Annotated in this window: 14 protein-coding genes; 7 read left to right on the top strand and 7 right to left on the bottom strand. The window is 36.4% G+C overall.

All coding sequences use genetic code 11. From position 1 onward, the window contains the following. Positions 1-68: 68 nt before the first annotated feature. A complete protein-coding gene (locus DJ533_RS11165) occupies positions 69-716 on the bottom strand; it encodes an A1S_1983 family putative colistin resistance protein (RefSeq protein WP_065994968.1) in 648 nt (215 codons plus the stop codon). 99 nt (positions 717-815) lie between these two features. On the opposite strand from DJ533_RS11165, the gene ispF reads away from it, so the two are divergent. Together ispF and DJ533_RS11155 are read left to right on the top strand one after the other, a co-directional pair. Further along, the gene (gene ispF, locus DJ533_RS11160; RefSeq protein ID WP_065994969.1) at positions 816-1,307 is read left to right on the top strand and encodes a 2-C-methyl-D-erythritol 2,4-cyclodiphosphate synthase; all 492 of its coding nucleotides are present in this window, start codon (positions 816-818) and stop codon (positions 1,305-1,307) included. Between the two features lie 224 nt (positions 1,308-1,531). Then, the gene (locus DJ533_RS11155) at positions 1,532-1,756 is read left to right on the top strand and encodes a 2OG-Fe(II) oxygenase (protein WP_065994970.1); all 225 of its coding nucleotides are present in this window, start codon (positions 1,532-1,534) and stop codon (positions 1,754-1,756) included. A gap of 45 nt (positions 1,757-1,801) precedes the next feature. Here the strand turns inward: DJ533_RS11155 and DJ533_RS11150 are convergent, their stop codons facing one another. The 4 genes from DJ533_RS11150 to DJ533_RS11135 all read right to left on the bottom strand — a co-directional run bounded on the left by DJ533_RS11150 (position 1,802) and on the right by DJ533_RS11135 (position 5,201). Continuing rightward, positions 1,802-2,326: a protein tyrosine phosphatase family protein gene (locus DJ533_RS11150; protein WP_065995028.1), complete on the bottom strand. Its 525-nt coding sequence runs from the start codon at positions 2,324-2,326 to the stop codon at positions 1,802-1,804. Positions 2,327-2,382: 56 nt separating this feature from the next. After that, complete coding sequence (locus DJ533_RS11145) at positions 2,383-3,474, bottom strand: 3-deoxy-7-phosphoheptulonate synthase (RefSeq protein ID WP_065994971.1); 1,092 nt, start codon at positions 3,472-3,474, stop codon at positions 2,383-2,385. Between the two features lie 142 nt (positions 3,475-3,616). Continuing rightward, entirely contained in the window at positions 3,617-4,501 is an 885-nt protein-coding gene (locus DJ533_RS11140; RefSeq protein ID WP_065994972.1) for a sulfite exporter TauE/SafE family protein, read from the bottom strand. A 196-nt stretch (positions 4,502-4,697) separates the two neighbouring features. Beyond that, the gene (locus tag DJ533_RS11135; protein ID WP_065994973.1) at positions 4,698-5,201 is read right to left on the bottom strand and encodes a hypothetical protein; all 504 of its coding nucleotides are present in this window, start codon (positions 5,199-5,201) and stop codon (positions 4,698-4,700) included. Between the two features lie 289 nt (positions 5,202-5,490). Here DJ533_RS11135 and lpxB point away from each other — a divergent pair, with 289 nt between their 5' ends. Beyond that, the gene (gene lpxB, locus DJ533_RS11130; protein WP_065994974.1) at positions 5,491-6,666 is read left to right on the top strand and encodes a lipid-A-disaccharide synthase; all 1,176 of its coding nucleotides are present in this window, start codon (positions 5,491-5,493) and stop codon (positions 6,664-6,666) included. A gap of 92 nt (positions 6,667-6,758) precedes the next feature. Here lpxB and DJ533_RS11125 read toward each other — a convergent pair whose 3' ends face one another. After that, complete coding sequence (locus tag DJ533_RS11125; protein ID WP_065994975.1) at positions 6,759-7,631, bottom strand: DUF2797 domain-containing protein; 873 nt, start codon at positions 7,629-7,631, stop codon at positions 6,759-6,761. 32 nt (positions 7,632-7,663) lie between these two features. Between DJ533_RS11125 and DJ533_RS11120 the strand changes: the two genes are divergently transcribed. From DJ533_RS11120 to DJ533_RS11105, 4 genes are all read left to right on the top strand, one after another. Beyond that, a complete protein-coding gene (locus tag DJ533_RS11120; RefSeq protein ID WP_065994976.1) occupies positions 7,664-8,134 on the top strand; it encodes a DUF6231 family protein in 471 nt (156 codons plus the stop codon). A gap of 273 nt (positions 8,135-8,407) precedes the next feature. Next, a complete protein-coding gene (locus DJ533_RS11115; protein ID WP_065994977.1) occupies positions 8,408-9,016 on the top strand; it encodes a YidB family protein in 609 nt (202 codons plus the stop codon). Between the two features lie 418 nt (positions 9,017-9,434). Beyond that, positions 9,435-10,733, top strand: a complete 1,299-nt coding sequence (locus tag DJ533_RS11110) for an MFS transporter (protein WP_065994978.1) — start codon at positions 9,435-9,437, stop codon at positions 10,731-10,733. 105 nt (positions 10,734-10,838) lie between these two features. Then, positions 10,839-11,537 (top strand): SIR2 family NAD-dependent protein deacylase, encoded by a 699-nt coding sequence (locus DJ533_RS11105; RefSeq protein ID WP_065994979.1) that lies wholly within the window; start codon positions 10,839-10,841, stop codon positions 11,535-11,537. 15 nt (positions 11,538-11,552) lie between these two features. Here DJ533_RS11105 and DJ533_RS11100 read toward each other — a convergent pair whose 3' ends face one another. After that, complete coding sequence (locus DJ533_RS11100; protein ID WP_065994980.1) at positions 11,553-12,041, bottom strand: GNAT family N-acetyltransferase; 489 nt, start codon at positions 12,039-12,041, stop codon at positions 11,553-11,555. Positions 12,042-12,197 lie beyond the last annotated feature (156 nt).

Genomic DNA, 12,197 nt, shown 5'->3' with positions numbered 1-12,197 from the left:
ATTGTCTAATGCAAAGTAGGCGAAAAATTGTATTGGTTTTAATAGAAGCATTGCATAAGTTGGTTTCATCAATCATATAAACGATAAATCCCACTAAAGCGTTCACAGCCTTTTTGTTCGGTTTTTACAGTTAAAATCGCCTTTTGGAAATTCATTTGATATTTACAGTCATGCTCATTGTCTATAATCTCATTTTTTTTGTCAGGTGTCGTATAAGCAAGCAGGGGTATGGTTTGTTTATCTTGATGGTTGTTTGGACTACGATAAGCTAAGCCTTCGATTTTAATGCGATCTTTGGTAAGTTGATGTACTTGAATATGAATCGGTTGTTTGGCGATTTCACCATGTTCATATTTAATAAAATGTTGCGTTAAGCTTTGATTCATTGACGTATAAAAATTTAGGTCTTCAAGGCGAATATCGAATTGTTGCTTAAAACATTGTGTACTTTTACATTGTTGGATACGGTTTAACCAAAGTTGATTGGTGTCATCAATTAGACGAATAGGTGCATCTGTGACCAAATAAGCAGTAAGATATTTTTCATTTAACTCATTGCGAAGCGCTTCAAAATCGGCACTACATATTCTGGCGATTTTGTTTGTTTGGGTTGTATCGCATTGCACAGGAAAAGCATGCGTAATGACACAGATCCCATAAACAAAGAGACCTGAAATTAAGCTTTTAATCGGATTAAATTCTGTATTCAACAGCATGATCGCTTATACTTTCACTATGTTTGCATCCGTACTATACGAATTAGAAAGTACGAATACAAGATGATTCAACTTAAAATCTGTATAAAGGAGCTGAAAATGAGCATACCAATTCGCATTGGACAAGGAATGGATGTGCATGCTTTTGAGGATGGTAGTTTTGTGACTTTGGCAGGCATTCAAATTCCACATACGCAAGGTTTAAAGGCACATTCTGATGGTGATGTAGTGCTACACGCTTTATGTGATGCGTTGTTGGGGGCTTTAGCTTTGGGTGATATTGGGCAGCATTTTCCAGATACAGACCCTGAGTTTAAGGGAGCAGATAGTCGTAAATTACTTAAGCATGTTTATCAATTGATTTTAGATCGTGGTTATCGTTTAAATAATGCTGATATTACCGTAGCGTGTGAACGCCCAAAATTGGCAAAACATAATCTGGCAATGCGTCAAAGTATCGCAGATGTACTTGATGTTGATGTGACGCAGATTAGCATTAAAGCAACCACCACAGAAAAGCTCGGTTTTACAGGACGTCAGGAAGGGATTTTATCGACTGCAACGGTTTTAATCAGTCATCAAGGTAAATAATGTTAAAAATCGCTGAAATAGAGTTATCATCTTTATTTCAGCATTATGTGCAGATTAATGTTGCCCAAAACCTGTGAATGTTAAATTTAATTAATGATCTTCATCTTGAATGAATTTGAAATGTTTAGATTAGCTGTGAAAAACGCAAAAAAGAGCGTTAAAACCCTGACATACAAAGATATTTAAGTGTTTTTCAGGACTTTCTTTTTTCTGAACAGTTAAGTTTGCTGATTTATCTGAGTGAGGATTTTGAAGGTGGCGAAACTAAGTTTTTTAATCAAACTCGTCATATGCCAATATTTAATATTCAGCCGAAAATAGGGCAGATTTTAATTTTTGAACATCGTCAAATGCATTCGGGAGCACCTGTTTTTTCAGGGCAGAAATATGTTTTACGGACAGATGTCATGTATAAACACGCTGTATTTAATCGTGACAATAAAAGTTAAAATCGCTAAAAAGACTCAAGCTCAACACTTGAGTCCAAAATACTTTTAAGCAAAATGATCTGCATTCATTAAAGAATGTTGTAAATCGATGGTTGACTTACGTCCTTGCAGTTGTAAACTCACAGCATGGATCAAACCTGTCCACGTTTCATTGGGTTCCCAAATCTCATGCATGAGTTCTTGTGCTGTTGGCATATCGATATCCATAAAGTACTGACGATACAAATACATCAAACTGCTGACACGCATGTTTTTAGCACAGTGTACCCACACCATTTTTTCTTGCACTAAATGTGCAATCATGTCTAAAACAAATAGACACTGATCATCGGCAGGCGTATCCCAAGAGATTGGAATTTGAATATAGTTTAAACCCAGCTCAACGCAGATTTTATCTTCATGCACAAGATGTGGCTTAGCGTCATTAAAAGCCAAATTGATGACTGTATCTACACCATATTCTTTAATATATTGTAATTGTTCAGCCGTAGGTTGCCCTGAGGTAAACAAATGTTCATGTACAAATTGAAAATTTGCAATGTGGCTTAATTCAGTTTCAAGTTCATTCATAATTTTCATTCAGTTACTTCAATAAAAAAGCCATCCCATCGGATGGCTTCTTGTGATTATCGGTTTGCTAAAACGTCTTTTAAAGCAGCATCCATTTCAAGTAACGTCTTTTCAGTGGTTTCCCAGTCAATACAACCATCGGTCACTGATTTACCATATTCCAAATCGCAAAGATTTGCAGGGATGTCTTGACGCCCACCTTTTAAATGACTTTCAACCATAAGTCCTACAATAGATTTATTACCTTCTAAAATTTGTTCAGTAATATTTTTCAGAACCAAAGGCTGTAAGTACGGGTCTTTGTTTGAGTTTGCATGGCTTGCATCAATCATGATTTTATTGCTGACTTTGGCTTTGGCTAAAGCATTTTCAGCTTCAGCAACCGAACCAGCATCGTAGTTAGGTTTACCATTTCCACCACGAAGTACTACATGTGCATAAGGGTTACCTTTGGTGCGAATGATCGACACTTGCCCTTGATCATTCAAACCTAAAAAGCTATGTCCATGTTTTACAGATTGCATCGCATTGGTCGCAACGGTTAAACCACCATCAGTACCATTTTTAAAGCCTACAGGTGAAGATAACCCAGAAGACATTTCACGGTGAGTTTGACTTTCAGTGGTACGTGCCCCAATTGCAGACCAAGAAATGAGATCTTGATAGTATTGGGGTGAGTTTGGATCAAGCGCTTCTGTTGCACAAGGTAAGCCTTTTTCATTTAACTCAAGTAAAAGTTTACGACCAATGCGAAGACCTTTTTCAATATTAAAAGAGTCATTCATGTCTGGGTCATTAATTAAACCTTTCCAACCTACTGTAGTACGTGGTTTTTCAAAATAAACACGCATCACAATATAAAGTGTATCTTTGACTTTTTCACTTAAGGCTTTTAAGCGATCTGCATAATCATGTGCAGCAACAGTGTCATGAATCGAGCATGGACCAATCACAACAAAAAGACGTTTATCATTTCCATCTAAAATATTACGAACAGTTTCACGACCATGAAGAACTGTTTGATAAGCTTTGTCATTTAATGGTAATTCAGCTTTTAATTCTGCAGGAGTAACTAAAGTTTGAATGCTTTGTACATTCACATCATCAATATCTGATTGATTAATAAGATTAGAATTAAGTGTATTCATTGCCGTCACTGGTAGTAGATCATACAAAACTATTTATAGTAGTTTGAATATAACACGATTTTATTGATATTTTGCGAAAAGAAAACATCAATAAAATCTATAGGTCACATTAATAAAATTTGTGAGTTGATTCACTGTTTGATCAAAGTCTGGAAGTTTGAGTATGTTGTTGGCTGATGAGCATAGCCGTGTGTGGTTTTTCTACAGGTTTTGATTTTACAGGATGAACAATAAAGTTAATGCCCAGTGCAAAAAGCGTGACGCCTAAAACCTTTCGAATTAGTTTTTCAGGCATATGAGAGCTAATCAGAGTTCCCACGATAATTGCAGGAATTGAACCTGTTAACAACCAGCCAAGCAAATGAAAATCTACATTTCCCGAGGTCATGTGTGCAAAACCTGCAGCAGCCGTCAGCAACACAGCATGCACCACATCCGAGCCAATAATACGGATCATAGGCAAATTAGGGAACATTAAAATTAACGCCATAATTCCAAATGCGCCTGCACCTACAGATGAAAGTGTCACAAATATGCCCAAGACAATGCCCATGAATACCACAAAAAAACGTTTACCTTCGATTGAAAAGTTTTCAGCGAGTAGATCATCGTGTTTTTTGTCACGAAACTTGGCAAAGAACTTCTCGATTTGTGCTCGAAACATAATCGAAAGACCTGTGATGGTGAGCATAAAGCCAAGTACCATGGTCAAAACAGCTTTGTAGTGGGTTGAACTACTGAGATAATTATCTAAAACCCAATGTGTGGCAAATGAAGCAGGAATACTACCCAATGCCAGCCAAAGCACGATAGGCCAGACGATATTTAGTTTTCTGGCATGTACTAGCGAGCCACAGAATTTAGAAATTGCGGCATAAAGTAAGTCAGTTCCGATGGCAATGTGAGGTTCAATTCTAAATAAACTAATCAGGATTGGCGTCATTAAAGAGCCACCACCGACACCTGTAATACCCACGCAGAAACCGACCAATACACCGGCTAAAATAAATTCGACTGGACCAACCATGACTGCAAATGCCAAATATCAAAAAACTGGCATATCTTATGACTATTTTATATAAGTAGTTGTCTTGATTGTTGATTTACTTATTCTAAAAAATGCTAAAGCTCATTCAGGGCTTTTATTGCAAGTTTCTTTGTATTGCTATGCTGAAATGAGCTAAAAATAAATTTGGATGAATCGCTTGACTTATTTTATAGCTCTACTGAAATTCTTTATATTTTTCACTTCTTTCATTAAAAACATCTACGAAAGGCATCCAATAATTTCGATCAATACATTCCTGCAAACTAGGTTCGCCTGTATGTAGCCCCCGTTTAAACAGTAAGAGATCCTTAAATAATCCTTCTTTATATTTTTTAAATTTTGGATAATATTTACTCTGCTCTTTATAAATAGAATAAAGAGTACTTGCCGCTGCTGCTGTATCGCAAAGCTCAGCCTCTAGGATCATGTAACTTGAAGGTCTTGAATTTGAGCGAGATAGACGTCCTACAGCATGTGAATTTCCATTCTTTATTTCATCCCCAATGTAAGATATAAATTTATATGCTTCTGATAACTCACCTTCAGTAAGTTTTCTATCTTCCCAAAAATAATTTTCGTAAAATATGTTATCTCGAATATCATACCCATCTACTGTTTCTGCTTGAGAAACTGTAGCTGAACTACACAATATTAATAGACTAATTAGTAATCGTTTCATTTGTAAGTTCTTGTAAATTTTAAGATAGTTCAGTATAGCATTCACGGATTGATTTATTAAAGCTTATTTGTGGTTTGTAGAGGCTATGAAGAAATAGGGGCATTCATCACCATGTTGTTATATTTATCATTTTAAATTTTAAAAAGTGCTGAATCATGAAGCAACTTCCAAAATCATAGATCAGAAATGCAGTTGAGAAGATGTCAACTTCATTGATCTCAAGGACATTGCCGCATCATCAGGATGCTTATGCTAGAATACACTGCATAATGCGCTATAGGATGAAAACGTGCAAAATCGAAAACTTAAAATTGGAATCGTGGTGGGTGAGGTATCGGGTGATACCTTGGGCGCAAAACTCATCCGTAGTTTTCGTGAACAAGGCATTGATGCAGAGTTTGAAGGCATTGGTGGACCGCAAATGATCGCTGAAGGCTTTCATAGTGCGTACCCGATGGATATTTTGTCGGTGATGGGCATTGTTGAAGTACTAAAAGACATTAAGAAATTATTTGCGGTACGGGATGGTTTGGTTGAAAAATGGACGACAAATCCTGTCGATATTTTTATCGGCATTGATGCGCCTGATTTTAATTTACGTTTAGCAAAAAGCCTAAAACAAAAAAAATTGCCGATTAAAACGGTACAATATGTGAGTCCATCAGTATGGGCATGGCGTCAAGGGCGGGTACATGGCATCAAAGCCAGTATTGATTTGGTGTTGTGTTTATTTCCCTTTGAAAAAACTTTCTTTAAAAAATTTGCTGTGCCTGCAGCATTTGTGGGGCATCCATTAGCCAGTGAGTTGCCGTTACAAAATCCGATTTTGGATGCCAAACAAGAATTAGGTTTAGAGATAAGCCAAAAACATATTGCATTATTGCCTGGAAGTCGTCGTGGTGAGATTGAGCGTTTAGGTCCTTTAGTATTGGATGCTGCCCACATTATTTCTAAAAAGCATCCTGAATATCGGTTTATTATTCCTGCAATTAATGATGCACGGAAACAACAAATTTCAGACTTATTAAAGAACTATCCGCAAGAATTAACCGATAAAATTCATTTACTGGAAAATACCGATAAAGAATCTAAAATTGGTCGACAAGTGATGAATGCTGCCAATATTGTCGCATTAGCATCTGGGACAGCAACGCTTGAAGCTTTGTTATTGCATCGTCCGATGGTGACATTTTATAAGTTAAATTGGTTGACTTATATCATTGCTAAGTTAATGGTGAAAATTCAGTACTATTCTTTGCCAAATATAATTGCAGGTAAAAAAGTTATTCAAGAATTGATTCAATCTGATGCAACACCTGAAAACTTAGCTACTGAGATTGAAAGATTAATGAATATCGAAACTTCTCAGATTCAAGTGATGCAACTACTCACCATGCATAAACAATTATTGTCAGATAATAGTGAAGATCCTGTGCAGGCGGTTTTGGGTCTATTGAACTCTTGATTTTTTAGTATGAGTAATAGTTTGAGTAAGAGAATAATGCTCCTTTATAACCCAAGATCATAAAGGAGATTTTTGTCTACTTTATTGATGCCTTACTCAGCTCTAATTTTCAATTCATAACCTGTATATTTACGGATATTAATTACACCTGTATCTAAAATCAGATATTGACCTTTAATGCCTTGTAATTTACCTCGAATAATCGGGGTTTTATCCAAATTATGCGATTTGATTTTTTCAGGATAAACATCAACAGGGTAGACAAACTCACGGGGTAACTCATCTTCAAGTAATTCTACAGTTTCATTAAATTCAATATTTTGTGCAAACTCATTACGAATGGTTTGGATTTTTGGTGAAAACTCTTCAACCAATTGATCACGAATTTCAATTAAATTAATCGGTTCTGCTTCACCTTTTAATAATTTACGCCAATCAGTTTTATCTGCAACTTGTGTACCAAACATGACTTCGAGCTGACCTGAAAGACGACGAGAACCGACTTTCATAATCGGCAGTGCTTGGGTTGCACCTTGGTCTAACCAACGTGTTGGCATCTGCCCAAGACGAGTAATTCCTACTTTTAAGGCACTAGAATTGGCTAAATAAACAATATGTGGTTGAAAACAAACCTCATGAGCAAAATCATCTTCACGACAAGTACCTAAATGATAATGACAAGTTTCTGGTTTCATAATGCACATATCGCAAGATGCTTTGGTCTTCATACATTTGAAGCAGTGTCCTTGCGAATAAGATTTTGGTGTTTTTGTACCACACGACACGCAATAAATATTACCTGTGGCTTCGATTTCGATTTCTTGACCTAAATTAAACGGAAGATCGATTTCTGAGCGATCTAGAATAAATTTATATTCAACATTTGCCTTATGTGTTTGCTGATCAGTTAAACTAAGGTCTTTAAGACCTGCATGCATTTTGTGGCAAATGCCTTGTAGTTCCATGTTAAATTACTCACTTCAGTAAAGGTGCAGTTATGGCTGAGCAAAATGTCATCACTTCAATGCTAGACGATTTATCAACAGAACAGCCAATTCAAACTGCATTGTGTATTGGGCAAAACTTGGCACAATACGATACAAATCATTTAATTCAATGGACTCATTTTAACGTATCTGAGTTTTTAAATCTGCCTTTTACTAGGCGATATGATTTAGGTTTTGTGTTATTTGATCTTGATGAGATGTTAAATCTACCAGTACCACAAAAATCCCAAATCTTGGTCAAATTACGTGATTTATTTGCCAAGCGTATAGTGGTGACTTGTGCATTAGCTGATGAGCAATTATTGAGATCATTAGGCTTTACCCAATTGATTGATAAAACTTCACATGAGCAAAATTTTGCATTATGGCAGTTTAATATTTTGACTTATAAGCATGTACCAGATTGGTTTAACTCTAAATTTTGGGCAAATCCTGAAAATTGGAATAAGTTTCGTTGGTGATTTATTTTTAATAAATTTTAAAAAATTATCTTTAATTTTTCTATCGTTCTTTGCTAATGCCATAAGCATTTATAGATCATGAAAATGATTATATCGATATTCTTATGGCTATTTTATTTGCCTAAAATATCCAAAATATCAAATTACGATAGCTTATTATTTAACAAGCATAAATAAGCCTTGCAAAAACATAACAATTTGTATTTTGGTAATTGCCAAAAAGCACAGTATTCTTAAATTGTACAGATAACATAAAGCGATCAGGAAAAAAATATGACAAACTTAACAAATATTGTAGAAATTTTGGCAAAACAAGCATTGGGTGGACAGCAACAATCACAACAAGGCGGACTCGGTGGGATTTTAGGTTCAGTTTTGGGTGGTTTAGGTGGTAGTCAACAACAATCACAACAAGCTGGTTTAGGTGGAGTGTTGGGTTCAGTTTTAGGTGGCTTAACAGGTGGACAGCAACAACAAGCACCGCAAACACGACAAAGTGGATTGAATGCTCAGTCTTTATTAATCGCTGTGGTACCGTTGGTGTTGGCGTGGATTCAAAAAAATGGCGGTTTACAAGGAGCGCTAGACCAACTCAAAGGTCAGGGTTTAAGTAGTCAAGTGGATGACTGGGTGTCTACGGGTGAAGGTGCAAACGCAAGTGTTAATCAACAACAAGTTCAAAATTTGTTTGATCAAAATGAAGTTGAACAGGTCGCACAACAAACCCAAGTTCCAACTCAGGATGTATACAGTGCAATTTCTTCTGTTTTACCTGAAATTATTGACTCGCTTACACCACAGGCTGAGCAAACAGACCCAAAAGAAGCCAATGATGATATCCAAAATGTATTAAATCTGGTATCTGGATTCCTTAAGCGTTAATAGTCTAAAGAGCCTTTAATAGATGTGATGCTTATTTGAATGTGTAGGCATCACTGATTTAAAGATGCGAAAGAAAATTTTAAGGCGCTGAAAAGGAAGCTAAAATAAAGGTAATTATAATAACAACCGCCAATAGTAGGTGATGAGGCGACTCAAACATAAAATTAATATGTATTTCAAAATACTTAAATATCGAATAGTCACAATATTATATAAGTTTATTGAAATGGATATTTCAATTTAAAAGTGAATGAAAACCAATGTTTTTGTGTGATTTAAGTTATTTAGATTGTGACATAACGACAGGTTTTGATTGAGTCGAGCTATCCCAAAAACAGTTTAGAAATCAAATATAGGGCTATATCAACCACATCTATAGACTTCATGCTCTGAGCTATAGCGAATATAAGGAAATCCTATGAGTGATACACATGTTTACCATCCCCACGAAAAACGTAATCGGATTATGTCCATCGTGGGAGCAGCATCGGGTAATTTAGTTGAATGGTTTGATTTTTATATCTATGCAGCTTTCGCCATTTATTTTACCCATGCACTCACTGCGCCTGATATGAGTGACTCCACCAAAGCGATTTATGTTTGGGGTGTTTTTGCTGCAAGTTTCTTTATGCGTCCAATTGGTAGTTGGTTATTTGGACGCATTGGTGATAAGTATGGACGCAAACGCTCCATGATTATTTCTATCAGTTTAATGGCAGTAAGTTCATTTTTATTTGCCTGTTTACCGACGTACGAACAAGTGGGTATGGCAGCACCATTTTGTTTATTGGCAGTTCGTTTATTACAAGGCTTGTCTGTAGGTGGAGAATACGGCACTGTCGCAACTTATATGAGTGAGGTGGCTTTAAAAGGTCAACGTGGTTTCTATTCATCATTTCAATATGTAACTTTGGCAGGCGGTCAGTTACTGGCAAGTTTGCTCGGTGTGATCATGTTGGCGCTCATGAGCAAAGAAGAACTGATGAATGGTGGGTGGCGTATTCCATTTATTATTGGTGGTGTGGTCGCAATTTTATCATTCTTTGCACGTCGTCATTTAAAAGAAACCTTGTCAGAAAATGACAGTCAAAAAGAAGGATCGGGTAGTTTAAAAGAGTTGCTAACCAATAACTGGCGTACCTTCTTATTGGTGGTTGGTTATACCTCAGCAGGGTCTTTATGTTTCTATGTCATTACCGTGTATTCAAAAACCTATATTACTAGTCTGGGTTTTGAAGACCGTACAGTTGGTTATATGATGACCATTGCACTGTTTGTTTTTATGTGTGCTCAGCCATTATTTGGAATGTTAGCCGACCGCATTGGTCGCCGAGCATCGATGATGACTTTTAGTATTACCTGTGCGATTTTCATTTATCCTGTAATGGTTATTCTTATGCCGCAGTTTAGTGGCTCTGCGTTCATCGTGACTTTGCTGCTTATTTTCTTAATGTTAATGTTAAGTTTTTATACGTCCATCAGTGGCTTGGTCAAAGCAGAGATGTTTCCACCGCATATTCGTGCTTTAGGTGTTGGTTTTGCCTATGCAGTCGGGAATGCCATTTTTGGTGGTTCTGCACCTGCGGTTGCATTGAAATTTAAAGACTTAGGACATGAAAATACTTTCTTTATTTATGTGGTCGTGATGCTAATTATCTGTTTGTTTTGTAGTATGCAGCTACCAAAACAACCGAAATATTTACATCATGATGTATGAGTTTTTCATTGCGCAAAATCAAAGGCCGAACAGAATGTTCGGTCTTTTTTATTTTTGAGTCAGTTATTGTATGATCTTCTTCAACATAACAACGAAATATGAGATATGAAAAAAATTGTAATATTTTCAGGTGCGGGTATGAGTGCGGAAAGCGGAATTAGCACTTTTCGGGATAGCAATGGCTTATGGGAAAATTATGATGTCCGTCAAGTTGCTACACCAGAAGCATGGAAAGCCAATCCAGCTTTAGTACAAGAGTTTTATAATCAAAGACGTAAAAATATCTTAGAGGCAGAACCAAATTTGGCACATCAGATCATTGCTGATTTGGAAATGGACTTTAATGTGCAAGTGATTACTCAAAATATTGATGACTTGCACGAGCGAGCGGGGAGTACGGATGTTTTGCATTTACATGGTAATATTCGTTTGGCAAAAAGTTCGAAACCTGATGCACAATATACGACCGAGTTTTTTCCTATCGAAGGCTGGGCATTGGATTTAGAAAAAGACAAATGCCCAGAAGGTTATCCCTTACGTCCGCATGTGGTTTGGTTCGGTGAAGCTGTACCCGCTTATGAGCAAGCTATTCAGTTGTTACACAATGCTGATATTTTCATCGTGATTGGCTCAACCTTGAGTGTTTATCCTGTCGCAGGCTTGATTCATGAAATATCGGCACAGTGTCAAGCATATTATATTGACCCGGAAGCAAGCTATGCACGTGTGCCACAGCAATACCAATGTTTAAAAATGAATGCAACAGAAGGGATGCAATATTTGGCAAAACAATTATGTGCTTAATTTTGTTTTTGTCATTTATCCAAACGTTTTGAGCATCCAGATTTCACACGCCTCGCTATGTCCCGTGTTACCTTTGGGTGCTGTTAAATGTTGAAAACCTAATTTTTCATAAAGTTTTACCGCTTGTTGTAATTGTGATGTTGTTTCTAAATAACACGCTTTAAAGCCTTGTTGTTGGGTAAAATCAAAAGCCAATTCCAAAATTTTTCGGGCAAAACCTAAACCACGGATTTCAGGTAAAAAATACATTTTTTGAATTTCTAAAATCGTAGCATCGCCTTGCAGAGGGGACAAACCACCACCGCCAAATACTTGTCCTTGTTCATCTGTAATCACCCAATATTGGCTATGAGGGTGTGTATATACTTCAGAGAGTTCATCTAAAATAGGATCAGCAACTGCAAAACCCGACTCAGCAGCTAAACCAAACTCTTTGGAAACTTCACGTATAATGTGGGCGATTTGTGGATTATCTTGAGGTTGAATTGGACGAAGTGAATACATAAATTTAAAAATAGAGAATTTAATCATAAGATTTTTATAACAAATAAATTGTAGTTTGGGTAATTTTTTGAGAGAGATGTGCTTAAATATTGATTGAATCTGAGTGAAATATTTGCGTTATCAATCCCCAATCCTAAAAAACCTCCTTTGTATAAA

This window comes from Acinetobacter defluvii (assembly GCF_001704615.3).
GTDB classification, from domain to species: Bacteria; Pseudomonadota; Gammaproteobacteria; order Pseudomonadales; family Moraxellaceae; genus Acinetobacter; species Acinetobacter defluvii.
The sequence above is the reverse complement of the archived record's forward strand: the minus strand, read 5'-3'. Positions and strand labels throughout refer to the sequence as shown.

Excerpts from the sequence above, each read along its gene's own strand:
- DJ533_RS11110 (WP_065994978.1), top strand. The coding sequence starts at position 9,435 with ATGAGTGATACACATGTTTACCATCCCCACGAAAAACGTAATCGGATT.
- DJ533_RS11125 (WP_065994975.1), bottom strand. The coding sequence starts at position 7,631 with ATGGAACTACAAGGCATTTGCCACAAAATGCATGCAGGTCTTAAAGAC.
- DJ533_RS11120 (WP_065994976.1), top strand. The coding sequence starts at position 7,664 with ATGGCTGAGCAAAATGTCATCACTTCAATGCTAGACGATTTATCAACA.
- DJ533_RS11135 (WP_065994973.1), bottom strand. The coding sequence starts at position 5,201 with ATGAAACGATTACTAATTAGTCTATTAATATTGTGTAGTTCAGCTACA.
- DJ533_RS11140 (WP_065994972.1), bottom strand. The coding sequence starts at position 4,501 with ATGGTTGGTCCAGTCGAATTTATTTTAGCCGGTGTATTGGTCGGTTTC.
- DJ533_RS11150 (WP_065995028.1), bottom strand. The coding sequence starts at position 2,326 with ATGAATGAACTTGAAACTGAATTAAGCCACATTGCAAATTTTCAATTT.
- DJ533_RS11105 (WP_065994979.1), top strand. The coding sequence starts at position 10,839 with ATGAAAAAAATTGTAATATTTTCAGGTGCGGGTATGAGTGCGGAAAGC.
- DJ533_RS11145 (WP_065994971.1), bottom strand. The coding sequence starts at position 3,474 with ATGAATACACTTAATTCTAATCTTATTAATCAATCAGATATTGATGAT.
- DJ533_RS11165 (WP_065994968.1), bottom strand. The coding sequence starts at position 716 with ATGCTGTTGAATACAGAATTTAATCCGATTAAAAGCTTAATTTCAGGT.
- ispF (WP_065994969.1), top strand. The coding sequence starts at position 816 with ATGAGCATACCAATTCGCATTGGACAAGGAATGGATGTGCATGCTTTT.
- DJ533_RS11115 (WP_065994977.1), top strand. The coding sequence starts at position 8,408 with ATGACAAACTTAACAAATATTGTAGAAATTTTGGCAAAACAAGCATTG.
- DJ533_RS11100 (WP_065994980.1), bottom strand. The coding sequence starts at position 12,041 with ATGTATTCACTTCGTCCAATTCAACCTCAAGATAATCCACAAATCGCC.